This is a genomic window from Stenotrophomonas sp. YJH_SMC_48-3 (genome assembly GCF_059369375.1).
This window is the reverse complement of sequence record NZ_JCAFSQ010000006.1, coordinates 169,326-195,316: the sequence shown is the minus strand read 5'-3', so window position 1 is coordinate 195,316 and position 25,991 is coordinate 169,326. Positions and strand designations below refer to the sequence as shown.

Below are 25,991 nucleotides of genomic sequence, written 5' to 3'. Positions count from 1 at the left end.
GTACGGTCACCGAGCAGCATCGCGCGGTAGCGATGCACGCAATCAAGATCATGGGCGGTGAGGCGCGGCCCAAGGTCCAGACCTTTCACGATGATCATCGCCTGCGTTCGGTCGATATCCTTACGACGTCCAACTCGCCGGAAGCAGGGCTGAAGTCCATCTCGTCCATCGGACTATCGGACTATCGGATTTTGCTTTACGTCATTCAGAGGGGCACGAGCTGGAAACCCGCGTCGAGCTGTGCGCGTGTGCGGAAGATGACACGCAGCACTGGGACAACGTGGTCGCCTCGACCGCCTTTGCAATCATGCGTGATCGTGCGGCGGTGTGGCCGGGCTGCGTGATTCCCGACATCCTGCAGGACTACTTCCCATCGACCCGGATGCCGCACGTCTATCTGGTGCTGCCCTTCTTCTGGAATGACGCAAGTTTTCCAGGGTTGGAGGTTCCGCCCGTGGCGATCAATTGGCTGCAGTGCATCGCCATCCACGAATCCGAGCGGCAACTTGTCGAGCGGATTGGCGGCGATGCATTTGACGACCTGCTGCAGCGGCACGAGGTAGATGTGCTGGACATGCATCGGGCGCCTGTCGCTGGAGCACGTTGACGTTATCGCCATGGGGACGTCGGCGGGGTAAGTCAGAAGTTGATCACATTGCTGAACAAAAGCCGCCGGGCATGGCCCGGCGCTACCGTGAGGGCGCGGCGTCATATGGGGTTGGCTAGGCCGGGGTCTGCCGCTATAATCGCCCGCTTACCTCGCCATCCTGGCGACTGGGCAATAGGAAAAACACCATGGTCAAGATCCGACTGACCCGCGGCGGCGCCAAGAAGCGTCCGTTCTACCACATCATCGTCACCGACGTGCGCAGCGCGCGCGACGGCCGCAACATCGAGCGCGTTGGCTTCTACAACCCGGTCGCCCAGGGCGCCGAGAAGCGCATCGAACTGGACCTGGCCCGTGTTGACCATTGGGTCAAGAACGGCGCCCAGCCGACCGACAAGGTCCGCAACCTGATCAAGGAAGCGACCAAGTCCCAGGCCGCTGCGGCCTGATCCTGACGGGCCACGCTTCGGCGTGGCCCTCTTGGTTGAAGCAGATGAAAGATATCGAGCGCCGCATCCTGCTGGGCAGGGTTGTCGGCGCTTTTGGTGTGCGCGGCGAGATCAAGCTCGAGTCCTGGACCGAGCCACGTTCCGCCATTTTCCGTTACCAGCCGTGGATCGTGCGCAGCCCGTCCGGCGTGGAAACCACGATAGAAGGTGTGCGTGGCCGTGACAGCGGCAAGCACCTGGTCGCCCGTTTCCCGGGCGTCGAGGACCGCGACGTGGTCGAAGCGATGCGCGGCACCGAAATCTACGTGGCCCGCAGTGCATTGCCGCCACCGAAGCCCGATGAGTACTACTGGGTGGACCTGGAAGGCCTGGACGTGACGACCACCGAGGGCGTCGCCCTGGGCCAGGTCTCGCACCTGTTCAGCACCGGCGCCAATGATGTGGTGGTGGTCCGTGGTGACCGCGAGCGGATGATCCCGTTCGTGCTGCCGGACTTCGTCAAATCGGTCGATTTCGAGGCCAATCTGGTCGTGGTCGACTGGGATCCCGAGTTCTGAGCAGACGCATGCGTTTCGACGTCATCACCCTGTTCCCCGAGTTCCTCGCCCAGTCCGCTGGATTGGGCGTGGTCGGGCGCGCGCGGGAGAAGGGGCTGTTCAGCCTGCATGGCTGGAACCCCCGTGATTACGCCGAAGGCAACTATCGCCGGGTGGACGACCGTCCGTTCGGCGGTGGCCCGGGCATGGTGATGCTGATCGAGCCGCTGCAGGCCTGCCTGCAGGCGATCCGCGATGCCGATCCAACCCCGGCGCGGGTGATCTACCTCAGCCCGCAGGGCGCGCGGTTGACCCAGGCCAAGGTGCGGGAGCTGGCGGCGCTGCCGCGCATGGTCCTGCTCTGTGGCCGCTACGAGGGCATCGACGAGCGTTTCCTGGAGGCCAATGTCGACGAGGAAATCTCCCTCGGCGACTACGTGCTGTCCGGGGGCGAGCTGGGCGCGGCGGTGATCATCGACGCCGTGGCCCGCCTGCAGGAGGGGGCCCTCAACGATGCGGAGTCGGCGGCGCAGGACAGCTTCGAGGGCGACCTCGGCCTGCTCGACTGCCCGCATTACAGCCAGCCGGCCCAGCACCCGCTGGGAGACGTGCCGGAGGTGCTGCGCTCGGGCAACCACGCAGCCATCGCCGCCTGGCGCCGCCAGCAGTCGCTGCTCCGGACTGCCCAGCGACGCCCGGACCTGCTGGATGAACAGGCGCTGGGCAAGGCCGACCGCAAACTGCTGGACCAGGCCCGCCAGGCCCGGAAACCCAAGGCCAGCCCCTAGCGCAGGGCTGGCTTTATCGGCTATCATGGCCAATTCCCGCCAGCCCCGGTTGGCGCGCGCAGTACCCAAAACAAACGTGCAGCACAGTCCGGTGACTGCATGAGCCCACGTTGTCGATACGACACGCCCACCCGAACAAGAATCGGTGTAACCCATGAGCAAGCTGAACAAGTCCATCGTCGCGGAATTCGAATCCGCCCAGATCACCCGTGAACTGCCGAAGTTCAGCCAGGGCGACACCGTTGTCGTCAACGTGAAGGTGAAGGAAGGCAGCCGCGAGCGCGTGCAGGCCTACGAAGGCGTCGTCATCGCCACCAAGAACGCCGGCCTGAACTCCTCGTTCACCGTGCGCAAGATCTCGCACGGCTACGGCGTCGAGCGCGTTTTCCAGACCCACAGCGCCATCATCGACTCGGTCGAAGTGAAGCGTCGTGGTAAGGTCCGCGCCGGCAAGCTGTACTACCTGCGTGGCCTGGAAGGCAAGGCTGCCCGCATCAAGGAAGACCTGGCTGCCGCTGCTGCCGCCAAGGCTGCCCGTCTGGCCGAGAAGGCCTGATAAACAACTTCGGTTGTTGCCGCGACGGCCACCTTCGGGTGGCCGTTTGCGTTTCCGGCATTGCATCGGCCACGATCGGGTGATGAATGACGTCAATCCGCACTATCCCGTCGTGATCCAATCGGCGCTGCGCTTTCTTGATGACAAGGGGCTGGCACGCGCGCAGTCGGCGCCGCTGTTGCATCGGCTGCTGTGGCGCGCAGGCATCGCACTGCCGCCCCCGATCCTGGCTGGTTTCGGTACCAATGCGCTGGTGCAGGGCCTGCTGTTCGGGCTGTTCTGGACCGCGCTGATGTGGCTGATGCTCTGGCAGGGCAGCGAGCGCCCGCTGGTGCTGTTGCTGGTGGCAGGCCTGTCGGCCGGAGCGCTGTTCGGCCTTGTGATGGCGGTGCTGATGCGCTCGCTGCGCCGCCACCGCCAGCTGCCGGAGTGGCGCCGGTTCCGCGCGCGGCAGGCGGACTGAGCCGATGGCGCACTGCGCCGTGACGCCCGGCACAGGCCGCGCTAGGCTGCAGCGTCATTCCGATGGTCGTACCGTGCGATGCCTGCCAAGCGAACCGCACCCACCGCTGTGCCCGCGCTGCTCACCGGTGGCAACCCGCAGATCGCCAAGGGCGAGGGCGATGCTCCGGTGCAGGCGTACATCGCCGCAATGCCGGATTGGAAACGTCCGATCGGCGCACGGCTGGATGCCCTGATCGAACGGGCCGTACCCGGGGTGCACAAGGCGGTGAAGTGGAACTCGCCGATGTATGCGGTGGCTGCGGGCGCAGGCTGGTTTCTCAGCTTCCATTGCTTCACGCGCTACATCAAGGTGGCCTTTTTCCGCGGCGCGGCCTTGACGCCGGTGCCACCGGAGCCCTCCAGGAGCGCCGACACGCGCTACCTGCACATCCACGAATCCGGCCTGTTGGATGAAGCGCAGTTCCTGGACTGGGTGCGCCAGGCCGCTGCGCTGCCCGGCGAGCGCATGTAAGCCCGGCATTCCGTTTCCCTTCCCGACGAGAGTCCCTGATGGCCACGCATGCTCCCAACCCTGACGATGCCGGAACACCGGCGGCCGAACTGATCGATGCACGCATCGCCGCGCTGGGGGACTGGCGCGGCGAAACGCTGGCACGCGTGCGTGCATTGATCCATGAAGCGCTGCCGGACGTGCAGGAAGCCTGGAAGTGGCGCGGTACACCGGTGTGGGAGCACAACGGCATCCTGTGCACCGGCGAAACCTACAAGCAGGCAGTGAAACTGACCTTCGCCAACGGTGCCGCGCTGGCGGACCCGAAGGGCCTGTTCAACGCCAGCCTGGAGGGCAACACGCGGCGTGCGATCGACATCCATGAAGGTGCGATGCCCGATTCCGCGGCGTTGAAGGCACTGCTGCGCGCGGCGGCGGCGTTCAATGCGGCGAAGAAGAAGAAGCGCTGACCGTCTTCTATAGAGCCGAGCCCATGCTCGGCTGACAGGCCTGTGCGGACCAACGGTCCGCACCCACCTCACCGTGGCGGGGCTGACTCCAGCGCGGCATCCGGGTCGGCCACCGGCGACGGCGGACAGGCCGGAATCTCCGACGGCGTGGCCAGTTCCTCAGCGTGCGAAGGCTTGCCGATCATCTTCGCCTTGCGCCAGCCGCCCCAGCGGTAATACGCCAGCGACAGCAGCATGGACACGAACGAGCTGACCGGGAAGCTCCACCAGATCGCGTCGGCGCCCCAGTACGGTTGCAGCAGTTCGGCAAACGGCACGCGCACGCCCCACAGCGAGCCGGCCAGGATCAGCAGCGGCGGAATCACCGCGCCGGTGGAGCGCACTACGCCGGAGATCACGAAGCTGACGCCGAAGAACAGGAACGAGCCGATCACTACGTGGTTGAGGTGGCGCGCGATGTCCAGTGCCTGGCTGGCCGGTGGCAGGAACAGCGCCAGCAGCTGGCGATCGAACACCACCAGCGGCAGGATCAGCGCGCCGGTCAGCAGGAAATTGAACAGCACGCCCTGGCGTGCGGTGCCGCGTACGCGGTCCCAGCGCTGCGCACCGACGTTCTGCGCCGCCATCGAAGAGCACGCCGCGCCGATCGCCATCGCCGGCATCTGCAGGTAGTTCCACAGCTGCAGGGACGCGCCGTAGCCCGCGGCGGTGTCGGTGCCGTACTGGTTGACCATGGTCATCAGCAGGATCACCGACAGCGAGATCAGCACCATCTGCAGGCCCATCGGTACGCCCTTGATCACCAGCGCCTTGAGGATGGTCAGGTCGAGCCTGAACAGGCGCATGTCGGCGCGGCCCAGCCACAGGGTGTGGCGCTTGTGCCGCATGTACAACAGCAGGCCGGCCAGCGACAGCGTCTGCGCGATCAGCGTGGCCCACGCCGAGCCGGCGATGCCGAGCGCGGGGAGCGGCCCCATGCCGAAGATCAGCACCGGGTTCAGCACGATGTCCAAGGCCACCGACACCAACAGGAAACGGAACGGCGTACGCGAATCACCGGCGCCGCGCAGCGCCGCGGTAAGGAAGGCGAACGCGTACAGCGTCGGCATCGCCAGGAAGATGATCTGCAGGTAGGCCTCGGCCAACGGCAGCGAGGCGGCCGGCGTGCCCATCGCCGCCAGCAGCGGGTGGGCCATGAACCAGCCGGCGATGGCGATGATCACCGACAGGCCGATGAAGAAGGTGGCACTGGTGCCGACCACGCGCCGCGCCTGCGCGATGTCGCGCGCGCCGATCGCCTGTCCGATCAGGATGGTCGAGGCCATGCCGAAGCCGAACACCGAGCCGATCAGGAAAAACATGATGTTGTTGGCGTTCGCGGTGGCGGTCAACGCCGCCTCGCCGAGGAATCGCCCGACCCAGACCGCGTTCACCGACCCGTTCAGCGACTGCGCGATGTTGCCGGCCAGGATCGGCAGCGAAAACAACAGGAGATTGCGCCCGATCGGGCCGGAGGTCAGGTCAAGCGGCGCTTTGGCCATGGAGTGGTGATCGAATCCCGGGAGGCGCACACTAGCACCAAGCCGGTTTGCGGGATGTGGCAATGCATCAACGACTGCAGGTGAAGCGGAGCGTGGCGCTGGCCTTGATCGGCGCCGCCCTGGCCGCATGTTCGACGGGTGACCGGCTGGGCGATACCCAGGTGCGGCCGACCGACCGCCCCGAGTGCCTGGTCGGCAGCCAGCGCCAGGATCTGTCTGCTGGCGTACCCACGTTGATCGGCGGCAGCGGCTGCCGCTCCGACCCCGACAACCCGCGTCCCCTGAACAAGCGAACGGAGTAGTCCCTGCCGATGACCGAGCTTTCCCCGCTGTCGCCCAGTGTCCGCCTGGACATCTGGCTGTGGGCGGCCCGTTTCTTCAAGACCCGCAGCCTGGCCAAGCAGGCGATCGAAACCGGCAAGGTCAGCGTGGCCGGGCAGCGCCCGAAATCCTCACGCGCGGTGCGCGTCGGCGAGCACTTGCAGGTCAACCGTGGTGAGGAGCATTTCGAGATCCAGGTGCTGGGCCTGAGCGACCAGCGCGGGCCGGCGCCGGCGGCGCAGCAGCTGTATGCCGAGAGCGAGGCCTCCAAGGCGCGCCGTGCCGAACAGCGTGCGCTGCGCATCGCCGCACGCGATGGTTTCCAGCCGCCGGAGCACAAGCCGGACAAGCGCGCACGCCGGTTGATCCGCGCGCTGGGTGATATCGACGCGTTGTAGGCGTGCGCCGGGTCATTGCCCGGCGCACACAAGCCTCAGCGTTTGCCGCCCAGCAGGCTGCCGCCGATCTTCAGCAGGTCGCCGACACCGAGCTGGCCGTCACCGTCCTGGTCCAGCACGCTGCCGAGCAGGCCACCGGCGATGCCACCCTGCTGCTGCACCTGCTGTTTTTCCTGGCCGAGGGCCTGGCTGAGCGCGCCTGCATCGGCTTGTCCGCCGCCGAGGCGCTGGGCGAGGAAGGCCATCACGATCGGTGCCAGGATCTGCAGCAGCTGGCTGGTGCGGCCGCTGTCGAGCTGGGTGGCCTGGGCCAGGCCGGTTTCCACCTTCTGCTGGCTGCCGCCGAAGATGTGGCCGAGGATGCCGGCGCCGTCGCTGGCGGCACCACCGCCACCGCCGCCCAGCACTGAACCGAGCACACTGCCCAGGTCCAGCCCACTGTGGTTGTTCTGCAGTGCGCCGAGCAGCGCCTGCGCGCCCTGCGGCTGCGAGGCGTTGTTGCCCAGCGCGCCCATCAGCACCGGCAGTGCGGCACTGATCGCACCGGAGGCCTGGGTGTCGCTGATGCCGAGCTGCTGCGACACCTGCTGCAGCGGGGCGCCCTGCAGTTTGGCGAGAAGTTCATCGGTCAGGCTCATCTGCGGAATCCTTGATTGGGGTTGGGCGTGCAGAAGGTACGACGCGGACCGTTAAAACGGCGACGCCGCCCCACACGGAGGCGGCGTGCCGTACACGGGGCAGGGCGATCAGAGCTCGATGTCTTCGGCGCCCGGGGTGGCAGTGGGGAAGTCCGCTTCCGGCTGCGCCGGCTTGAACGGATCCGACGGCTGGCTGGCCAGCGCCTTCAGCGCCGCAGCGACGCCGGCACCGTAGGCCGGGTCGGCCTTGCTGCAGTTGTCGATGTGGCGCTGCTTGATGAAGTCCGGCGCATCGCCCAGGGCGCGGGCGGTGTTGGCGAACAGGCGGTCCTTCTGTGCCTGGTTGTAGCTGCGGAACAGCGCACCGGGCTGGCTGAAGTAGTCGGCGTCGTCCTCACGGAAGTTCCAGAAGTCGGCGTCGCCCCGGATCTTCATCGGCGGTTCGCGATACTGCGGCTGCTCCTGCCACTGGCCGTAGCTGTTGGGCTCGTAGTGCGGCAGGCCGCCGTAGTTGCCGTCCACGCGCATCGCACCGTCGCGGTGGTTGCTGTGCACCGGACAGCGCGCGGCGTTGACCGGAATCTGGTGATGGTTCACGCCCAGCCGGTAGCGCTGCGCATCGGAGTAGGCGAACAGGCGCGCCTGCAGCATCTTGTCCGGCGACGGGCCGATGCCCGGCACCAGGTTGCTCGGCGCAAACGCCGACTGCTCCACGTCCTGGTACCAGTTGACCGGGTTGCGGTTCAGTTCGAACTGGCCCACTTCGATCAGCGGGTAATCGCTCTTCGGCCACACCTTGGTCAGGTCGAACGGATGGATGCGGTAGGTTTCCGCTTCCAGCTCCGGCATGACCTGGATGAACAGCTTCCACTTCGGGAAGTCGCCCTTCTCGATCGCGGCGAACAGGTCGCGGCCGTGGCTTTCGCGGTCATGGCCGACCAGGATCTGCGCCTGTGCGTCGGTCAGCGATTCGATGCCCTGCTGGCTGACGAAGTGGAACTTGACCCAGAAGCGTTCGCTGTCGGCGTTGGTGAAGCTGTAGGTATGCGAGCCGAAACCGTGCATGTGGCGGAAGCTGCGCGGGATGCCGCGGTCGCTCATCACCACGGTCACCTGCAGCAGGGCCTCGGGCAGCAGCGTCCAGAAATCCCAGTTGTTGCGCGCGCTGCGCAGGTTGGTATGCGGGTCGCGCTTCACGGCCTTGTTGAGGTCGGCGAACTTGCGCGGGTCGCGCAGGAAGAACACCGGCGTGTTGTTGCCGACCAGGTCCCAGTTGCCTTCTTCGGTGTAGAACTTCAGTGCGAAGCCGCGGATGTCACGCTCGGCGTCGGCGGCACCACGCTCGCCGGCCACCGTGGTGAAGCGCGCGAACATCTCGGTCTGCTTGCCCACCTTCTCGAACAGCTTGGCGCGCGTGTACCGGGTGATGTCGTGGGTGACGGTGAAGGTACCGAACGCGCCCGAGCCCTTGGCGTGCATGCGGCGCTCGGGAATGATCTCGCGGTTGAGGTTGGCCAGCTTTTCCAGCAGCCACACGTCTTCCATCAGCAGCGGGCCGCGCGGGCCAGCGGTCCTGCTGTTCTGGTTGTCCACCACCGGTGCGCCGAAGGCCGTGGTCATCGGCGTGACCGGATCGTCGCCGTGCTTCTGCTTCGGCGTGGTGCTCAGTTCACGCTGCTGCTGGGCGCCTTCTGCCGGCGACGGAGCGGTGTGATACGGGCACTTGGGACTGGTGTTATCGGACTGGCTCATGGCTGGCTCCTGCGGGTGAAGACGGGGGTGGAACATCTTCACTCGACTTTAGCTAGGGCCAGATGAAATGAATAATCGAATGATCCGTTCAGGCCGATAGTTTCTGTCAATTAAAACGTGAAGTAGGATTTGCAGAGCCTTTCGGACGGCCGCCCGCGCCGTGGCGGGAGCCGGAGCCGGGCGCGGCAGTCCTAGAGCAGCGCCTTCAGGCGGTACAACGCCTCCAGTGCCTGCTTCGGGGTCAGCTCATCGGGGTCGATGGCCGCCAGCGCTTCCTGTGCCTTGTTCGATGGCGCGGCGAACAGCCCGAACTGCTGCGGGGCATCCAGCGCCTGCGGCGCCAGTTCGGCGGCATGGCTCTCCCCGCCGCGCTGCTCCAGTTCGGCCAGGCGACGCCGTGCCTGGGCCACGGTGGCGCGCGGCAGGCCGGCCAGTGCCGCCACCTGCAGGCCGAAACTGCGGTTGGCCGGGCCATCCTTGACCGCGTGCATGAACACCAGCGCCTCGCCGTGCTCGACCGCATCCAGGTGCACGTTGGCGATGCCGCTGCGGCCGCCTTCGTACTGTTCGTCGGCCAGCGCGGTCAGCTCGAAATAGTGGGTGGCGAACAGCGTGTAGCAGCGGTTCTGATAGGCCAAGTGACGGGCCACCGCATCGGCCAGCGCCAGGCCGTCGTAGGTGGACGTGCCGCGGCCGATCTCGTCCATCAGCACCAGCGAATGGGCGGTGGCGTGATGCAGGATGTAGCTGGTCTCGGCCATCTCGACCATGAAGGTCGACTGTCCGCGGGCGAGGTCGTCACCGGCGCCGATGCGGGTCAGGATGCGGTCGATCGGGCCGATCACCGCACGGCTGGCCGGCACGAAGCTGCCGATGTGGGCCAGCAGCACGATCAGCGCGTTCTGCCGCATGTAGGTCGATTTACCGCCCATGTTCGGGCCGGTGATGACCAGCATGCGACGGTCCGGATGCAGGTCCAGGTCGTTCGGTTCGAACGGCTGCTCGCGCACCGCTTCGACCACCGGGTGGCGGCCACGCTCGATCTTCAGGCACGGTGCCGTTTCCAGTTCCGGCCGCGACCAGTCCAGTGCCTGCGCGCGCTCGGCGAAGGCGGCCAGCACGTCCAGTTCGCTCAGCGCAGCGGCACACTGCTTCAACGGTTCCAGCTGTTCGCCGAGGGTATCCAGCAGCTGCTCGTACAGGTACTTCTCGCGAGACAGCGAACGGTCGCGCGCGGACAGCACCTTGTCTTCGAACGCCTTCAGCTCTTCGGTGATGTAGCGCTCGGCATTGGTCAGTGTCTGGCGGCGGGTGTAGTGCACCGGCGCGCGGTCGGACTGGCCCTTGCTGATCTCGATGTAGTAGCCGTGCACGCGGTTGTAGCCCACCTTCAGGGTGGGAATGCCGCTGCTTTCGCGTTCGCGCTGTTCCAGGTCCACCAGGAACTGGTCGGCGTGGGTGGACAGGCGGCGCAGCTCGTCCAGCTCCTCATCGAAGCCGTCAGCCAGCACGCCGCCGTCGCTCAGTTTCAGCGGCGGCATTTCGGCGATGGCACTGGCCAGCAGCTGCGCGCACGCATCGTGTTCACCAAGTGCGGCATGCAGGGCCTGCAGGCGCGGTGAGTCCAGCGGTGCCAGCACCTCGCGCACGGCCGGCAGCAGCCCCAGGCCGTCGCGCAGCGTGGAGAAGTCGCGCGGGCGCGCCGAGCGCAGCGCAACGCGGGTGAGGATGCGTTCCAGGTCGCCCAGGCGGCGGAACTGCTCGCGGATGTCGGCGTCCGCGCCGCGATCGATCAGGGTTTCCACCGCATGGTGGCGCTGCACCAGCACCTCGCGCAGGCGCAGCGGACGATGCAGCCAGCGGCGCAGCAGGCGCCCGCCCATCGGCGTGACCGTACTGTCGAGCACGCCCAGCAGGGTGCTGCGGGTATCCCCGTCCACGCGCGTATCCAGCTCCAGGTGGCGGCGGGTGGCGGCGTTCATCGCGATCGCCTCGCCGGCGGTTTCCATCGCGATCGAGGTCAGGTGCGGCAGGCGCTGCTTCTGGGTCTCCTCGACATAGCCGAGCAGGGCGCCCGCGGCTGCGGTCGCGCGCGGCTTGTCATCGATGCCGAAGCCGCTCAGGTCATGCAGCTTGAAAAACGCCAGCAGCTGGCGGCGGCCGCTGTCGGCGTCGAACAGCCACGGTGCGCGGCGGCGCACCCCGGTGCGCTGGCGCAGGAACTCCGGCCAGTTCTCCTCGTCCGGCACCAGCAGCTCGGCCGGTTCCAGACGGGCCAGTTCGGCTTCCAGAGCGTCGTCGGTTTCCACTTCGTTGACCAGGAAGCGGCCGCCGGCCAGGTCGGCCCAGGCCAGGCCATAGCCCTGCTTGCTGCGCGACAGGGCCATCAGCAGGGTGTCGCGGCGCTCATCCAGCAGCGCCTCGTCGGTGACCGTGCCGGGGGTGACGATACGCACCACCTTGCGCTCGACCAGGCCCTTGGCCAGCGCGGGATCGCCGATCTGCTCGCAGATCGCCACCGACTCGCCCAGCGCCACCAGCCGTGCCAGGTAGCCTTCGTACGCGTGCACCGGCACGCCGGCCATCGGGATCGGTGCGCCACCGGAACTGCCACGCTGGGTCAGGGTGATGTCGAGCAGGCGCGCGGCCTTGCGCGCGTCGTCGTAGAACAGCTCGTAGAAATCGCCCATGCGGAAGAACAGCAGCAGGTCCGGATACTCGGACTTGGCTGCGAAGAACTGCTTCATCAACGGGGTATGTTCGGCGGACTTGTCTTTGGACATGGGACTCGTGAATCGGGGCGTCCGGCCGCGCCGGAGGGCGGCGGCAGCGGAGCCGGTACAGGGCCGTCCATGGTAACTGCTGGGGCGCAGGGCTGCCGCCACTGGTGGCAGGCCGGTGCGGCACGAAAAAGGGTTCAGGCCGGGACCAGGGTGATCTGCCGATGGCTGTCGAAGATCTGCATGACGATCTCGAAGTAGGTCGGGCCCTCGCCCTGTCGCACCGCCTGCAGCCGGCGGGCGATCGCCCGCGCGTTGAAGCTGCCTGGTGCGTCCAGCTTGGCCTGCAGCCACTGGCAGGTCGCCTCCACGCCCAGCGCCGCACGGCTGTGGGCGATATCGCGCCAGATCAGCGTGGCCTGCGCGTGGCCAGCCAGTGCGCCATAGCCGCCATGCAGCAGGTCGTCCAGTGCGTCCAGGCTCGGCCCGAGCTGCCATGCCTCGCCGGCCATGAACACGCGGTTGATCTCCGTGTAAAGGCTGGCGATGTCATCGATGGCGGCGCCTTCAATCTGCAGGACGAGGGTCATGCGCCGACTGTAGCGTGGTCCGCGCTGTTGTTGATGGCCCAGCACGAGAGAGCTTTGCGCGGTCGCTCCGGGCTGAATGCCATATGGCATCGCGGTGCGCCTTTGCCACAGGTCACGACGGGCGTCGAAGGATGCGTAGAGGGCCAGCGACGATGCGAATCATTGCACTGGCAACGTGGTGGCTTGCTCTGCAGTGGGCGGACGCCACGCCGCCATGCATCTTCTGCATCGGTCATGGATGCCAGGGACTACTCCGGAGAAACACCGATACTGAGCGCGAGTTCATGAGGCTCTCCCGAGAAAGTATCGAACGTTCTTTCCCAGGCCAGAGGCGGAAGGAAGCGTGGCACATGCCTCTGGTGGCTTCTTCGCAGCCCAAGTTAATGCTGGCTACTCGTTCTCCATGCGCCGTCACCGGCTCGCAAAATGAATAACCCGCATTCAGGTCGAATATTGGGTGGTCCGATGCACGTTTGCAATGCGCGGCTGCAGGAATTTGCCGGTGCGCGGTTTTCACAACAGCCCGCACATTTCAGGATATCTGGATCGATACAATAATATCGGCCCATAAAGTTTCCCCTGCCTGCGCCGCCATCGACCGTACGGCCATTGATCAAGGGAATTGAGATGCTCGCCTTACGCAACCTCCGAGTGGGATCCCGGCTGGGCGCCGGGTTTGGTTTGCTGCTGCTGTTCATCGTCGCCATCGTCGGCCTGGCGTTGTACGGAAATCACCTGAAGTCCACCCAGTTCGAGAAAGTGGTGGACGTCAACATGGTGAAAATGCGGTTGTTGAACGAGATGCTGGATACCAACAATGCGGTGCTGATGCAGCGCCGGCTGATGGTGATCAAGCGCGGTGAGGATTTCGACAGGGATTATCGGAAGGCGCAGGAGCTGTCGCAGGCTTACGACGCCATATGGGCCAAGTACATCAAGATTCCGCGTGATGCCACCGGCGATACGCTGGTCGCGCGGATCGACGCGGCACGCAAGGCCACCGACGCGTCCACCCGGCAACTGCATGAGCGCATGAAGGCCGGCGATTTCGACGGTGCAGCCAAGGAGCTGCTTGCCGAGCAGGGCCTGGCGACGGCCTGGAACGAGGCGATCTCCACCCTGCTGCGGCACCAGGAGGTGCTGACGGCGCGCAGCCGCGAGGACTACCGCGCGACCGAGGCGTGGACCGGCACCTTGTCGATCGTGTTCGGCGTGCTGAGCCTGATACTCGGCTCGCTGGCCGCATGGGCCATCACCCGCAGCCTGACCCGGCCGCTGGAGGGAGCCGTGAAGCTCGCCGATGGCATCGCCAACGGGCGGCTGGACAGCAGCATCGACGCCTCCGGCAACGATGAGGTGACGCAGCTGCTCAGGTCGATGCAGCGCATGCAGGCGCAATTGCAGTCTGTGATGGCGGCGCAGGGGGAACTGGCTCGCCAGCACGATGCGGGCAGCCTCAGCTATCGCATGGATGAGAGCGCCTTCCCCGGTGACTACGGGCGCATGGTGCACGAGACCAATGCGCTCGTCGGCTCGCATGTGCAGGTGCAGAACCGGTTGATCGAAGTAATGAAGCACTACGCCAGGGGCGATCTGTCGGTAGACATGGATCCTCTGCCGGGCGAGAAGGCCGCGATCACCCAGGCGATGGACGAGACCAAGGCCAGCCTGTCAGCGATCAACGGTGAGATCCGCAGGCTGGCGACGGCAGCAGCGGCGGGGGACTTCAGCCTGCGCGGTGACGAGCAGCGCTTCGCTCACGATTTCCACGACATGGTGGCCGGGCTCAACCGGCTGATGCAGACCACCGACGAGAACCTGGTGCAGGTATCGAGCCTGTTGCAGTCCATCTCGCGCGGTGACCTGACCGTGCGCATGCAGGGGGACTTCCACGGGGTGTTCGCCCGGATGCGCGATGACTGCAACGCCACCGTCGACCAGCTCACGCAGATCGTCGGCCGCATCCAGGCCAGCGCGTCCAGCATCAACCTGGCGGCAGGCGAGATCGCCGCGGGCAACACCGACCTGTCGCGGCGCACCGAGCAGCAGGCGGCGAACCTGGAAGAGACTGCGGCGTCGATGGAGGAACTGACCTCCACCGTGAAGCAGAATGCCGAGCACGCACGCCAGGCCAATCAACTCGCGATCGGCGCGCACGGTGTCGCTTCGCAGGGCGGCGAGGTGGTCGGCCAGGTAGTCACCACGATGTCGGCGATCGAGGCCTCGTCGAAGAAGATCGCCGAGATCATCTCGGTCATCGATGGCATTGCTTTCCAGACCAACATCCTGGCGTTGAACGCGGCGGTGGAAGCCGCGCGAGCCGGTGAACAGGGCAGGGGCTTTGCGGTGGTGGCCAGTGAGGTGCGCACACTGGCACAGCGCTCGGCGGGTGCGGCCAAGGAAATCAAGGGCCTGATCGAGGATTCGGTTGGCAAGGTCGCCGACGGCTCGGCGCTGGTCCGCCAGGCTGGCACCACCATGGGCGAGGTGGTGGCCTCGGTGCAGCGGGTGACCGACATCATGGCCGAGATATCTGCCGCATCGCAGGAGCAGAGCTCGGGCATTGAACAGGTCAACCAGGCGGTGGTGCAGATGGACGAGACCACGCAGCAGAACGCGGCGCTGGTGGAAGAGGCCAGCGCCGCGGCTCGTTCCATGGAGGAGCAGGCCAATCTGCTGGCCGAAGCGGTTTCGGTGTTCCGCATCAGTGCGGCAACCACGGCCGCAGCCGTGCGCCCGGTCCTGGCCGCGGTCGCGGCGAAAGTGACTCCGGTACGCCGGCCGGGGGTACTGGTACCACGCATCGAGCCGACGCTGGCTGCGAACGCGGGCGGCTGGGAAGAGTTCTAGCAACAGCGCATGCCGGCAGGGAGACGGCGCCCATCACGATCGTTGACCGTGATGGGCGCGGATTTTTTCCCTGAACGCGCGATGGCCGGCGAGATTGGGGACACGCCCATTTCACTTCCGGTTGCCAACCGCTGGGGGACACTGGCCCCGTACCGGAATTCAGGAGATGGCCATGAAGACCTCGACCCGATTGCTTGTGCTGGGTACCCTGCTGGCGGCCTCGTCGGTGGCCGGCGCGCAGACTTACGGCCCGCGTGATGAGGGGCGCAGGTTCAACGACGGTAGCCGCGTGGTCTGCAAGAACGTGGAAGTGCAGCGCAACTCGCGCGATCCGAACCGCATTGCCGGTACGGCAACCGGCGCGGTAATCGGCGGCCTGCTGGGCAACCAGGTGGGCGGCGGCAACGGCAAGAAGCTCGCTACCGTGGCGGGCGCCGTGGCCGGTGGTGCGGCTGGTCGCCAGATCCAGGGCAACAGCCAGCAGAAGAACGGCGACCGCGTCGTCGAGCGCCGCTGCGAACGCGTCTATCGTTGATCGGTCGCTGCCACACCTGTTCGGCCCTTCCACATCGCAGTATTCGAACGCCGGCCCCGCGCCGGCGTTCGTCGTTCCGGACCCGTATCGCTGAATCTGGCGTCATGCCTATACTGCGCCGACTCAACGGATGAACGTCCAGTGAACGAATCGGCTCCAGCTCCCCAACCGGCACCGCTCGCCGGGCATGACCCGATAGCGGAAGCGACCGCCCATCCCCAACGGGTGCGTGATCGCACCGATGAACTCGAGCTGTTCATTTCGGGCCTGCTGGCGTTCGCGCTGCTGGCCGTGCCGGGCTATCTGTTCGACGCCTGGGCGCGCAGCAGCCTGCACACCGAAGGCATGTACTTCCAGATGCTCTGGTTCGGTTTCAGCATCAGTGTCGGCATGTGCTATGTGCTGGCAGTCGCCTTGATCATCCACCTCACGGTGCGCGGCTACTGGATCGGGCTGATCGGCCTCCGGTCGCATTTCCCCGATGGCATTGACTGGGCGCGCCTGCCAAGAATGGGGGCGGTCACGCGCGCTTTCCTGCAGGCCCGGGACGGAGGCCTCGATGGCAGCATCGAACGGGCCGACCGGCTGGCGACGATGCTGTTCTCGACCACCCTGCTTGCCTTACAGACATTGGCGGGCACGCTGGTGTTGGCCGTCCTGACGCTCGGTGTGTCGATGGTGATCGGCGCGCTGTCAGGTGGCGCCGATCATGTCGCCATGCTCGCCCTGTGCAGCGTGCTGGCCGCACTGTTGATGCTGGCTGTTACCCCCGGGATCCTGGAAAAGATCGTGGCGCGGCGGCAGGCGCGCGGGCAGCCCCATGAGCGACCGCAGCGACTCCTGCAGGGCATGCTGGCGGCCCTGCAACGGGTTCCGCTGTTGCGCCTGATGCAGACCATGCAGCTGACCATGCAGAGCAACCTGCGCTCGCGCTCGTTCACGGCGGCCTACCTGTTCGCGGTGCTGGTAGCGATGCTGCTGGCCGCCGTGCAGGTGATGGCGTCGTTGAAGTTCTCGCTGTTCAACCGGTACCAGATCGTCACGGAAGCGGCGGTTGAGCACGGCATGCTGAGTGCGCATTACGAATCGATGCGTTCGGCGCATGACCAGCTGCTGCCGTACCCGATGATCCCGTCGGACACGATCAGCGGTGGGCAGCTTCGCGTGTTCATTCCGCATCGCCCGCAACGCGACAATCCGCTGGCGCGCCAGCATTGCACCGCACTTCCGGACGCGCACAATGAAGCCTCCGGGCAACAGGCCGCCAACGCCGCAGTGGAGTGCCTTTCCCGGCTCTGGCAGGTCAAGCTGGACGGCGCCCCGGTCGACCTGCATGGCTTCGTGCCCATGGAGCGGCGCGACCTGGATATGCGTGGCCTGGTGGGGTACCTGCCTACCCGCGGCCTCGCGCCCGGACGCCATGACCTGGAACTGGTGTGGAATGCCACAGGCGGCGAGCGCGGGGGCGGACGGCGTCGCGCGTTCCGCATCCCGTTCTGGTACGCCCCGGATCCCTGAGCGTCGGCTCGAAGCGGCCATGCCGCAGCCCTTGAAGAGGTTGCCTGCGACTTAATCCCCTCCGTCCCCTTTTCGGGCCAGGAGGCGCCAGGCGGCGAGGCTGCCGTAAAGCAGCAGCAGAAGGGTGAGGGTGATCAGTTCGTGGCTGACGTCGGTCAGGCGGGCGTCCATCTGGTTCAGGCGCACCATCAGGTTGATGCCCGAGGTGGTGGGCAGCAGCTGTGCCAGCCAGACCAGCGGTTGCGGCGTCATCACCGCCGGCCACGACAGGTTGGCCAGGAAAAACTGCGGGATCGAGGTGGCGACGATGTACTGGAAGGCGCGCTCGCGGGTGCGGAAGAAGCTGCCGACCAACAGGCCGAAGGCCACGGTGACGGCGATGAACAAGGTGCCGCCCAGCAGCTGGCCTATCGGGTTGCCGCCGCGCGGGTAGTCCTGCGCCCAGGCAGTGAAACCGGCGTACCAGAACAGGCCGAACAGTCCGATCAGGCCGAAGCCCAACGCCATGCCGGCCAGCGTCGGCAGGTCGAAGCGCAGGCGCCGGCCCAGTGCGAGGCGGCGGCCGCCGAGCAGAACGCCGATGCCCATCAACAGCGTCTGGTGCACGATCAGCTCGGCCACCCCGGGCACGATCGCGCTGCCATAGCCTTCCTGGGTGTTGTACAGCGGACGCTGCACAAGCGTGACCGGCGGGGCCTGCGGTGCACCCATGAAGGCGGCCTGGCCGACCACGGCATCACGCCCGAACGCACCCAGCGCGTCAGCTACGCTGCCCAGCACCCAGCTGGCGCGGCCCAGGTAGGCGCCGTTGCCAAGCAGTACCAGCTTGGCTGGATGGCCGCGCAGGATGTCGCGCTCCAGATTGGCCGGGATCACGACGATCCCCTCGGCCTGGCCGGCTTCCAGCTGCCGGCGTGCGCTGTCGACGTCCGCCGGTTGCCCGACCACGCGCGCAACGCGCAGTGCGTCGAGCTTGCGCAGCAGCTCGCGGCTGGTCGCGCTGTGGTCTTCGTCCACCACCAGCACCGGCAGGTTGCTGGCCACCTGGTGCCGGTAGGCGGCCGGATAGAAGAACGAGTACAGGATCACTGCGCCGACCATCACCACGATCGCGTAGCGGTCGCACAGGACCGCCATCAGGGTCTGCCGGAGGCTGCGCCAGAGTACGCTCATGCGTCGCCCCCCGCCGGCTGTGCGGCTTCTGGGGTACGCGCAAAGGCGATCAGGCGCAGCCCGCCGATGCCCCCGGCCACCACCGTCATCAATAGCAGCGTAGCCAGCGGCCATGCCGAAACCTGCAGCGGCGAGCCGATGAACTGCTGTTGGGTCTGCAGCTTGATGTAGGCGCTCAATGGCAGCAGCTGATGCCAGATGCGGGTGAACAACGGCCCGTCCAGCACCGGGAACGTGGCGCTGGAGAACGCCAGTGCGGTGCCGATGCTGAGGCCCACCGCGGACAGTGCGGTGCCCATGTCGCGGGTGACGCCGACGAAGAACAGCGCGTAGGCGGCGGTGGCCAGGTAGAACAACGGCTGCGCGAGCAGCAGCAGAAGTACGCTGCCGGCCACGCCGTCGCCACGCAGCCATGCCAGGTAACCGATGCCGAGCGCGCCATACAGCGAGAACAGCAGGAGGTACGGCGCGACCTTGCCGGCAATCGCCGACCACGGCGTGCGGCCCAGCCAGGCGGGCAGGGTGCCATCGCGGACCTCGCGGCCGAGGCTGCCGGCCACCGCAAGTGCCAGTACCAGTGACAGCACCGCCGGGAAGATCAGCGGCAGCAGGAACAGCTCGTAGCTGCGTGCCGGGTTGTAGAGGATGTCCGACTGCACAGCGATCGGCGCCGCACGCAGCTTGCCCGGGCCGACCTGCAGGCCAATGCGCTCGCGCAGCAGGCGTGCATTCCATGCGGAAACCGCCTCGCCGATGTCGCGCGCCGCCGACTGGCCGGTGGTCATGTACGTGGCGTTGTAATAGGCGAACACCGTGCCCTGGCGGCCGCGCAGCGCTTGGCGGGTGACGTCGCGCGGCACCAGCACGATGGCGAATACATCCAGGCGGCGCAGCTGCGAACGTGCGTCTTCCATGTCCGCTGGCTGGCTGGCGACGCGTACGCCGGGACTGGCGTCGAGCATGCGCAGCAGCAGGCGGCTGTCACTGCTGTGGTCAAGGTCAACCACAGCAATCGGGATGTCGCGCATCACCGACGGCGTGAACATCCATGCCATCACTACCAGCATCAGTAGTGGCAGCAAGGTGACCAGCAGCAGGTCGGCACGGTTGCTGCGCAGCGACTGCAGCTCGCGCCGCCACGAAGCGGCGAAGCCGTTGCGGTCCGGGCTCAGTGCTGGGGCCATGCGAACAGCACGCTCATGCCGGGGCGGAAGCCCTCGATGCGGCGTACCGGGCGCACCCGCACCTCGAAGCTGCGGACGTCATAGCCGGACGACTGGCGGGTGGTACGCCAGGTTGCATAGTCACCGGCCGGATTGATGAAGTAGACCTCGAATTCGCCGTCCAGGCCGAGCGCCGGCACGCTGCCCTGCAGCTTGCTGCCGACCTTCAGGCCCTGCATCTGCGATTCGCGCAGGTTCATGGCGACCCACATGCGGTCGATGTCGACCAGGGTGAACACCGGATAGCCGGCCGGCACCAGCTCGCCCGGGTCGGCCATGCGCTTGTTGATCTCGCCCGCCACCGGCGCGCGTCCCTCCACTTCGGCACGCGCCGCGTTGACTTCGGCCACCGCGCCCTGCGCCTGCTGCACCTGGCCCTGCGCGGCGCGCTTGTCCTGCTCTCGGGCGCCGGCCAGTGCCATGTCGTACTGCGCGCGGGCGGCGCGGGCCAGTTCGCGCGAACTGGTGGCCTGGGCATGCGCTTCATCGCGCTTCTGCCGGGTCATCACCCCTTCGTTGAACAGGTTCTGCACGCGCCGGTAGGTGGCTTCGGCCAGTGCCGCGCCGGCTTCGGCGCGCTTCCAGTTCGCTTCGGCGGCGCGGATGTCTTCGCTGCGCGCGCCTTCGTCGGCCTTGTCGGCCACCGCCTGCGCAGCCGCCAATGCGCCGTGCGCCTGCTGTTCCTTGGCGGCGACTTCGGGGCTGTCGAGCAGGAACAGCACCTGCCCGGGCTGCACGCGATCGCCCTCGCGCACCTTCAGCTCGGCCACGCGCGCGGTGATCTTGGCGGCCACGTTGATCGTATCCGCATCGGCCATGCCCTGGATCTGGTCGGCCGGGCTGCGCCAGGCCAGCCACAGGCCCAGCACCACCGCGACCAGCAGGACCACCAGCAGGATCGGTCCCAGCCGTCGCTTGCCGGGGGGCGTCGTCGCATCGTCGTGCAGCACATCACTCATGGTCGATCACCTCGTCCGCACGCCGCCGGAATTCTTCGAAACGGTCCATCTGTCCACTGATCTCCAGCAACTGTGCCAGCGCAATGTCGTATTGGTAGGCGGCCTGTGCGCGCTCGACACGGGCGCCGCCCAAGCCGAGCCGCGCATCGATCACATCCAGCGAGGTGGCCTGGCCTTCGCGGAATGCCAGCTCCTGCAGGCGCAGGTTTTCCTGTGCCTGGGCGATGCTGCTGTCGAGCAGCACGAACTGCTGGCGCGCGGTTTCCAGTTCGTTCCAGGCCTTGCGCACACCCAGTGCGACCTGGTTCTCGGCCTCGCGCAGGCCGGCTTCGGCCTGGTCCTGTTGTGCACGCGCGGCGCTGATCTGCGCCGGCCGCGAGTTCGGTGACAGGAAGGTGTACTTCAGCCCGATGCCGAACGCCCAGTCCGGGTCGGTCAGCATCTCGTCGCGGCGACGGAAGTCGTATTGGCCGAAGGCGAAGATCTGCGGCTTCAGCTTGGCCTGCTGCACCCGCACGCCCTGTTCGGCCTGCGCCACCATCGCGCGCAAGCGCGCGATCTGCGGCTGGCGCGCCTGCGCCGTGCGCTCGAAGCTGGTCACCGGTTCCAGCGGCACGCGCTGCACGAACAGCGGCGACACCGGCTGCACCTCGCCACCACTGCGCAGCAGCGTGGACAGCGCGGCCTTCAGCGTGGCCAGGTCATTCACCGTCTTCTGATACTCGCGCTCGGCCTTGTCGCGGGCCACGGTGGCCTGCAGGCGCTGGGCGCGGGTGGCGAAGCCCTCGCGTTCGAGCTTTTCGGCATCGGACAGGTGGCGGTTGAGGCCGTCGCGCACGTCGCGGCGCACGTCCACCGCCTGCTCGGCCAGGCGCTGGCCGAAGTAGGCCTGGGCCAGCTGCACGGTCAATGATTGGCGCTGTGCCTCGCGCTCGGCGTTGGCCTGCTCATGGGCGGCGCTGGCCGCACGTTGCGCGGCCGGGATCACGCCGCCGGTGTACAGCGGCAGCACCGCGGTCACTACCGGGCGTGTACGCCAGTCGCGCTCGGTGAACGACAGTGGCGAATCGATACCGAAGGCTTCAGCCACCGGCGCCAGCGAACCCAGTGGCAGGGTCAGGGTCTTCTGGAACTGCAGCCGGCGCACTTCGCCGGTGATCTCCGGCAGGCGCAGCAGGCGCGTGGCGTCCTGCAGGTCCTGCTTGTTGCGTACCGCTGCATCAGCGGCCGCCAGCGCATCGGAGACCTGCTCCAGGCGTTGCCGTGCCTGTTCCCAGTCCAATGCGGGGGCGTCGCTGGTGGGCTGCGCGGGGGCAGCGGTTGGCAGGCAGGTCGCCAGCACCAGCGCCAGTGCGGCCTTCGTGCGGTGCATCCTTGTACGTCGGCCGATCACGCCCATGCCGTCCCAGTGGTAAAGAAGTGCGCAAACGGTAGTGCGCGCGGCGTGAAGCCCGGGTCTGCGATCATCGTTTCGTCCTCAACGAAGGGTGCCGCTGGCCGCAGTGCGCAGCGCCTGGGTGATGTGCTGCAGCGTGCTTGAGCGCACGGCGGCATGCTGCCAGTACAGCGGCACATCGAGCCAGCGGCGGGGTTCCAGGACCACCACGCGGCCAGCGCACACGGCGGGCGCGACCAGGGTTTCCGGGGCCATGCCCCAGCCGAGTCCGCACGCGGCGGCTTCGACGAAACCGGTGGAGGAGGGCAGGTAGTGTAGCGGCGGCTGCAGGCGCGCGCGGGTCAGGCGCCGCACGAAGCGCCATTGCAGTTCATCTTTGCGGTTGAACACCAGCATCGGTGCGCGCGCCAGTGCCGCAGCCTGCATGCCGTCGCTGAAGTACTGGCGGGCGAAGCTGGGCGAAGCAATCGCTTGGTACCGCATGGCGCCGAGCGGGTATACGTTGCAGCCCTTCACCGGCTGGCTTTCGGCGGTGACCGCGCCGAGCACGCTGCCATCGCGCAGCAGTTGCAGGGTGTGGTCCTGGTCGTCCATGCGCAGGTCGAACAGGTAGCCATGGCGCTGGTGCAGGTCGGCGATGGCCGGCACGAACCAGGTGTCAAGCGAGTCGTCGTTGACCGCCAGGGGGATGGGCGTACGCGCTAGGGTGCCTGGCGCACCACCAGTACCTGGCCGAGGCGGTCTTCCAGCGCCTTGACCCGCTGCGACAGTGCCGACGGGCTGATCGACAGGCGGCGTGCCGCGGCCTCGAAGCTGCCTTCTTCCAGCACCGCAGCGAATGCGGCCAGCTGCGGATGTACCAGGTCCATGCCGTCGCCTCTTCAGTTTTCCTGCACAGGATAAAGAAAAATCAGATTGTCTAAACAGGGCAATTGGCCGCACCCTGCGCGTCCCCTCGCTGCCTGGGCCTTCCTGATGTGGATCGCCGCCATTGCCGCCGGCCTGTTCGCGGGTGCCGGCCTGATCATCGCCATCGGCGCACAGAATGCCTTCGTGCTGCGACAAGGGTTGCAGCGTCGGCATGTCGGAACGGTGGTGGCTGCCTGTGCCGGCGCGGACATCGCGCTGATACTGGCCGGCGTCGGCGGCATGGGCGCGCTGGTGCTGCAGTGGCCGCTGCTGCTGCAGGTGCTGCGCTTCGGTGGCGCCGCGTTCCTGCTGTGGTATGGCCTGCGGGCAGGGCTGCGCGCGTGGCGCGGAGGCAGTGCACTGGCCGCGGCCGAGGCGCAGGGCGGCAGCGCGCGCCAGGTGCTGCTGACCTGCCTGGCCTTCACCCTGCTCAATCCGCACGTCTACCTGGATACCGTGGTGCTGCTGGGCAGTCTGTCCACGCGCTACCCGGGTGACCTGCGCTGGGCCTTCGCCGCCGGGGCGTGCCTGGCCAGCGTGGCCTGGTTCTGTTCTCTGGGCTATGGCGCGCGCCTGTTGCAGCCGGTGTTCCGCAGGCCAGGTGCCTGGCGGGTGCTGGATGCCGCCGTGGCGGTCTTCATGTTCTGCCTGGCGACACTGTTGCTGTTGCGTCCGCTCTAGGCCGCGTCCACCGCGCACAGTGGCGCTTCGCCGGGGCGCAGGGTCAGTACGCACACACCGGTGCGGGTTACCGCCACCGTGTGCTCGAACTGCGCCGACAGTTTGCCGTCGCGGGTGTAGACCGGCCATTCGTCCGGCTGTTGGCGGATGGCCGGCTTGCCCTGGTTGAGCATCGGCTCGATGGTGAACACCATGCCTTCTTCCAGCACCCTGCCGGTGTTGGGATGGCCGTAGTGCAGGATCTGCGGTTCCTCGTGCATTTCCTGGCCGATGCCGTGGCCGCAGTATTCCTTCACCACGCTGTAGCCGTGGCTGCGCGCGTGGCGGGCGATGGCGTGGCCGATATCGCCCAGGTGCGCGCCGGGGCGCACCGCAGCGATGCCTTTCCACATCGCCTGGTAGGCGGTCTGCACCAGCCTGCGCGCGGCGTAGTCGACCTCGCCCACCAGGTAGGTGGTGCTGGAGTCGGCGATGTAGCCGTTCTTCTCCAGGGTGATGTCGAGGTTGACGATCTGGCCGTTACGCAGCACGTCGGTGGTGCTGGGTACGCCGTGGCAGATCACGTTGTCGATCGAGGCGTTGAGCACGTACGGGAAGCCGTACTGGCCCTTGCTGGCCGGCCGCGCCTGCAGCTCGTCAACGATCATGCGTTCGACGAAATCGTTGATCTCCATCGTGCTGCGGCCCTGCAGTGGCAGCCGGTCGAGCGCGGCGAACACCTGCGCAAGCAGGCGCCCGGATTCGGCCATCAGCGCGATCTCGTCGGGGCGCTTGATGATCGCCATCTGCTCAGACCTGTCCCGGTGCCAGCAGCGGCGGCTGCACCCCGGCAGCCCGCAGTTCGCTGGCGACGATGTCCTGGAAGCTCAGCGTGGGGTTCATCTCGCACAGCATGCCGACCCGGATCCAGAAGTTGGCCTGGGCGTTGATCGAACGGCTGGAGACAGTGCAGGCACGGCGCAACTGGTCGTGCAGGGTGTCATCGATGTTGACGATGCCCATCGGCGGTCCTGGAGTGGGAATATACGAAGCGTATATGTTTCGTATATCCGCCTCAAGCCCGCGTTGTTCAGTCCAGGTGGGTGGCAAAGCGCAGGCGGTTGCCGTCGGGGTCACGCAGCCGCATCTCGCGGCTGCCCCATTCGGTGTCATGCGGCGGCTGTTCGATGGGGACACCCGCGGCGCTGAAGGCGCGGTGCAGCGCGTCTACGTCCTCGACGATGAAGTACACCGCGCCGCCGACCTCACAGTCGCCGCTGTGCTCGGTGAGGAAGATCGTCTGGCCGTCGCGGGTGAGCTGGGCGAACAGTGGGAAGCCTGGTTCGAAGCGGTGTTCCCAGTCGACTACGAAACCCAGTCCCTGCACGTAGAACGGCAGGGTGGTATCGGCGTGGTGCATGCGCAGTTGCGGGATGACGGTCTGGGGCATCGCGGCGGCTCCGGGGCGGAAGTCCAGTGTAGTGCCGGCCGCTGGCCGGCATCCGCATGCGCCCGGGAACAACGAGGTTGCCGGCCAGCGGCCGGCACGACCGGACGCGGTCAGCAGGCGGTTGGCACCGAAGCCATAGCCGCCAGCAGCTCGCGGTTCACCTGTTGGTGCCGCGCCTGCCACGCGGGCAGGTCATCGACACGGATGTCGGGCTGGCCATCCAGCGAGGACAGCCAGCGCTTGAAGCGGCTGCGGTAGTGGGCCAGCGACACTTCGCCGGTGATGTCACTGCCGACCAGGCCACCGGCGCGCAGTGCTTCGATCACCACCAGCGCGTGTTCCAGCTGGAAGCGGCCCTGGTCCCAGTTGCTGCGGGCAACGTCCTCGGCGAACACATCCTTGTCGATCGACAGATAGGTCGGCTGCGGTGACGTGGCCTGCTCGGCGGCGAACGCGGCGACCAGGGCCTCGGGATGCTCGAAACGGCGGAAGGCGTGGCCCATGCCGAGGCGATGGCCCCAGCCCACGTCCACATCCATGCACCAGTAGGTCAGGCGACCGCACATCAGCGGTCGCCAGTGGTTCTCCCAGGCATGACCGAGGCCGATGTCCCTGGAGGTGACGCCGAGCACATGGATGTGCGAGATCTGCGGCAGCTTGCTGGCGGCGTTTACCCACGAGCCGCAGTGCATGCCGAACGGGAAACGCATGTTGTCCGGATGGTTGTCCAGCACGACCAGCTGGAATGGCGCCTGCCCATGCATGCGGCGCAGCAGCGGCAGGCTGAGATGGTGGAAGTCACCACTGCCGAGCATGACCGTGCCGAGCTGCGCGGGCAGCGGTGCCAGCACTTCGGCGGCGAAACGGTCCAGGGTGGCATTGCTGCAGGCAAAGCGCAGCGGGTCGTGCCACTGCGGCAGGGCCAGGATCTGCGCCCGGGGCAGCGGCAGCACGCCACCGTCCAGGTCCAGGATCAGCGGCGAACGCACCGGCATCG

Annotated in this window: 27 protein-coding genes and 1 pseudogene; 14 read left to right on the top strand and 14 right to left on the bottom strand. The window is 67.0% G+C overall.

Annotation, left to right across the window (positions count from 1 at the left end; all coding sequences use genetic code 11):
- Nucleotides 1-175 precede the first annotated feature (175 nt).
- The 8 genes from AC5P65_RS11890 to AC5P65_RS11855 all read left to right on the top strand — a co-directional run bounded on the left by AC5P65_RS11890 (nt 176) and on the right by AC5P65_RS11855 (nt 4,361).
- Complete coding sequence (locus tag AC5P65_RS11890; protein ID WP_258391450.1) at nt 176-607, top strand: suppressor of fused domain protein; 432 nt, start codon at nt 176-178, stop codon at nt 605-607.
- 188 nt (nt 608-795) lie between these two features.
- Nucleotides 796-1,056, top strand: a complete 261-nt coding sequence (gene rpsP / locus AC5P65_RS11885) for a 30S ribosomal protein S16 (protein WP_005415733.1) — start codon at nt 796-798, stop codon at nt 1,054-1,056.
- 44 nt (nt 1,057-1,100) lie between these two features.
- Nucleotides 1,101-1,613, top strand: coding sequence for a ribosome maturation factor RimM (gene rimM / locus AC5P65_RS11880; protein ID WP_019659264.1), 513 nt, complete (start codon nt 1,101-1,103; stop codon nt 1,611-1,613).
- An 8-nt stretch (nt 1,614-1,621) separates the two neighbouring features.
- Entirely contained in the window at nt 1,622-2,380 is a 759-nt protein-coding gene (trmD, locus tag AC5P65_RS11875; RefSeq protein WP_021202471.1) for a tRNA (guanosine(37)-N1)-methyltransferase TrmD, read from the top strand.
- Nucleotides 2,381-2,534: 154 nt separating this feature from the next.
- Nucleotides 2,535-2,936 (top strand): 50S ribosomal protein L19, encoded by a 402-nt coding sequence (rplS, locus tag AC5P65_RS11870; RefSeq protein WP_005408597.1) that lies wholly within the window; start codon nt 2,535-2,537, stop codon nt 2,934-2,936.
- An 82-nt stretch (nt 2,937-3,018) separates the two neighbouring features.
- Nucleotides 3,019-3,399, top strand: a complete 381-nt coding sequence (locus AC5P65_RS11865; RefSeq protein ID WP_021202472.1) for a DUF6404 family protein — start codon at nt 3,019-3,021, stop codon at nt 3,397-3,399.
- 78 nt (nt 3,400-3,477) lie between these two features.
- On the top strand, nt 3,478-3,912 hold the full coding sequence (locus AC5P65_RS11860; RefSeq protein WP_021202473.1) for a DUF1801 domain-containing protein: 435 nt from the start codon (nt 3,478-3,480) through the stop codon (nt 3,910-3,912).
- A 38-nt stretch (nt 3,913-3,950) separates the two neighbouring features.
- Nucleotides 3,951-4,361 carry a DUF1801 domain-containing protein gene (locus AC5P65_RS11855; protein WP_019659260.1) on the top strand — a complete coding sequence of 137 codons (411 nt, stop codon included), beginning with the start codon at nt 3,951-3,953 and terminating at the stop codon, nt 4,359-4,361.
- A gap of 68 nt (nt 4,362-4,429) precedes the next feature.
- On the opposite strand, the gene AC5P65_RS11850 is transcribed toward AC5P65_RS11855, so the two are convergent.
- Complete coding sequence (locus tag AC5P65_RS11850; protein WP_021202475.1) at nt 4,430-5,902, bottom strand: MATE family efflux transporter; 1,473 nt, start codon at nt 5,900-5,902, stop codon at nt 4,430-4,432.
- Nucleotides 5,903-5,964: 62 nt separating this feature from the next.
- On the opposite strand from AC5P65_RS11850, the gene AC5P65_RS11845 reads away from it, so the two are divergent.
- Both AC5P65_RS11845 and AC5P65_RS11840 read left to right on the top strand, forming a co-directional pair.
- Nucleotides 5,965-6,204, top strand: a complete 240-nt coding sequence (locus tag AC5P65_RS11845) for a hypothetical protein (RefSeq protein ID WP_111099003.1) — start codon at nt 5,965-5,967, stop codon at nt 6,202-6,204.
- 9 nt (nt 6,205-6,213) lie between these two features.
- Nucleotides 6,214-6,621: an RNA-binding S4 domain-containing protein gene (locus AC5P65_RS11840; protein WP_021202477.1), complete on the top strand. Its 408-nt coding sequence runs from the start codon at nt 6,214-6,216 to the stop codon at nt 6,619-6,621.
- A gap of 35 nt (nt 6,622-6,656) precedes the next feature.
- On the opposite strand, the gene AC5P65_RS11835 is transcribed toward AC5P65_RS11840, so the two are convergent.
- The 4 genes from AC5P65_RS11835 to AC5P65_RS11820 form a co-directional block, all read right to left on the bottom strand.
- Nucleotides 6,657-7,259 carry a DUF937 domain-containing protein gene (locus AC5P65_RS11835; protein ID WP_058983293.1) on the bottom strand — a complete coding sequence of 201 codons (603 nt, stop codon included), beginning with the start codon at nt 7,257-7,259 and terminating at the stop codon, nt 6,657-6,659.
- A gap of 108 nt (nt 7,260-7,367) precedes the next feature.
- Nucleotides 7,368-9,011 carry a catalase gene (locus tag AC5P65_RS11830; protein WP_021202479.1) on the bottom strand — a complete coding sequence of 548 codons (1,644 nt, stop codon included), beginning with the start codon at nt 9,009-9,011 and terminating at the stop codon, nt 7,368-7,370.
- A 191-nt stretch (nt 9,012-9,202) separates the two neighbouring features.
- On the bottom strand, nt 9,203-11,794 hold the full coding sequence (mutS, locus tag AC5P65_RS11825; RefSeq protein ID WP_021202480.1) for a DNA mismatch repair protein MutS: 2,592 nt from the start codon (nt 11,792-11,794) through the stop codon (nt 9,203-9,205).
- Nucleotides 11,795-11,928: 134 nt separating this feature from the next.
- A complete protein-coding gene (locus AC5P65_RS11820) occupies nt 11,929-12,321 on the bottom strand; it encodes a barstar family protein (RefSeq protein WP_111099002.1) in 393 nt (130 codons plus the stop codon).
- A gap of 627 nt (nt 12,322-12,948) precedes the next feature.
- On the opposite strand from AC5P65_RS11820, the gene AC5P65_RS11815 reads away from it, so the two are divergent.
- From AC5P65_RS11815 to AC5P65_RS11805, 3 genes are all read left to right on the top strand, one after another.
- Nucleotides 12,949-15,171 carry a methyl-accepting chemotaxis protein gene (locus AC5P65_RS11815; RefSeq protein WP_026346935.1) on the top strand — a complete coding sequence of 741 codons (2,223 nt, stop codon included), beginning with the start codon at nt 12,949-12,951 and terminating at the stop codon, nt 15,169-15,171.
- A 166-nt stretch (nt 15,172-15,337) separates the two neighbouring features.
- Complete coding sequence (locus tag AC5P65_RS11810; protein ID WP_014646414.1) at nt 15,338-15,706, top strand: glycine zipper 2TM domain-containing protein; 369 nt, start codon at nt 15,338-15,340, stop codon at nt 15,704-15,706.
- A 225-nt stretch (nt 15,707-15,931) separates the two neighbouring features.
- A complete protein-coding gene (locus tag AC5P65_RS11805) occupies nt 15,932-17,224 on the top strand; it encodes a hypothetical protein (protein ID WP_180832710.1) in 1,293 nt (430 codons plus the stop codon).
- 51 nt (nt 17,225-17,275) lie between these two features.
- Here the strand turns inward: AC5P65_RS11805 and AC5P65_RS11800 are convergent, their stop codons facing one another.
- The 5 genes and pseudogenes from AC5P65_RS11800 to AC5P65_RS11780 form a co-directional block, all read right to left on the bottom strand.
- Entirely contained in the window at nt 17,276-18,397 is a 1,122-nt protein-coding gene (locus AC5P65_RS11800; RefSeq protein ID WP_495215581.1) for an ABC transporter permease, read from the bottom strand.
- Nucleotides 18,394-19,581, bottom strand: coding sequence for an ABC transporter permease (locus tag AC5P65_RS11795; RefSeq protein WP_111099000.1), 1,188 nt, complete (start codon nt 19,579-19,581; stop codon nt 18,394-18,396). The genes AC5P65_RS11800 and AC5P65_RS11795 overlap by 4 nt, the downstream gene beginning before the upstream one ends.
- Entirely contained in the window at nt 19,566-20,579 is a 1,014-nt protein-coding gene (locus AC5P65_RS11790) for an HlyD family secretion protein (protein WP_019659205.1), read from the bottom strand. Before AC5P65_RS11790 ends, AC5P65_RS11795 begins: the two co-directional genes overlap by 16 nt.
- Complete coding sequence (locus tag AC5P65_RS11785; protein WP_111098999.1) at nt 20,572-21,978, bottom strand: TolC family protein; 1,407 nt, start codon at nt 21,976-21,978, stop codon at nt 20,572-20,574. Before AC5P65_RS11785 ends, AC5P65_RS11790 begins: the two co-directional genes overlap by 8 nt.
- A 78-nt stretch (nt 21,979-22,056) precedes the next feature.
- A pseudogene (locus tag AC5P65_RS11780) lies at nt 22,057-22,844 on the bottom strand (LysR family transcriptional regulator ArgP).
- Between the two features lie 106 nt (nt 22,845-22,950).
- Between AC5P65_RS11780 and AC5P65_RS11775 the strand changes: the two are divergent.
- Nucleotides 22,951-23,565, top strand: a complete 615-nt coding sequence (locus AC5P65_RS11775) for a LysE/ArgO family amino acid transporter (RefSeq protein ID WP_111098998.1) — start codon at nt 22,951-22,953, stop codon at nt 23,563-23,565.
- Here the strand turns inward: AC5P65_RS11775 and map are convergent.
- The 4 genes from map to AC5P65_RS11755 all read right to left on the bottom strand — a co-directional run bounded on the left by map (nt 23,562) and on the right by AC5P65_RS11755 (nt 25,989).
- Nucleotides 23,562-24,344, bottom strand: coding sequence for a type I methionyl aminopeptidase (gene map / locus AC5P65_RS11770; RefSeq protein WP_181451846.1), 783 nt, complete (start codon nt 24,342-24,344; stop codon nt 23,562-23,564). The two genes, AC5P65_RS11775 and map, sit on opposite strands and share 4 nt — an antisense overlap.
- 10 nt (nt 24,345-24,354) lie before the next feature.
- Complete coding sequence (locus tag AC5P65_RS11765) at nt 24,355-24,567, bottom strand: ParD-like family protein (protein WP_005415768.1); 213 nt, start codon at nt 24,565-24,567, stop codon at nt 24,355-24,357.
- Between the two features lie 67 nt (nt 24,568-24,634).
- Complete coding sequence (locus AC5P65_RS11760) at nt 24,635-24,994, bottom strand: bleomycin resistance protein (protein WP_111098996.1); 360 nt, start codon at nt 24,992-24,994, stop codon at nt 24,635-24,637.
- A 110-nt stretch (nt 24,995-25,104) separates the two neighbouring features.
- Nucleotides 25,105-25,989, bottom strand: coding sequence for an arginase family protein (locus AC5P65_RS11755; RefSeq protein ID WP_111098995.1), 885 nt, complete (start codon nt 25,987-25,989; stop codon nt 25,105-25,107).
- Nucleotides 25,990-25,991 lie beyond the last annotated feature (2 nt).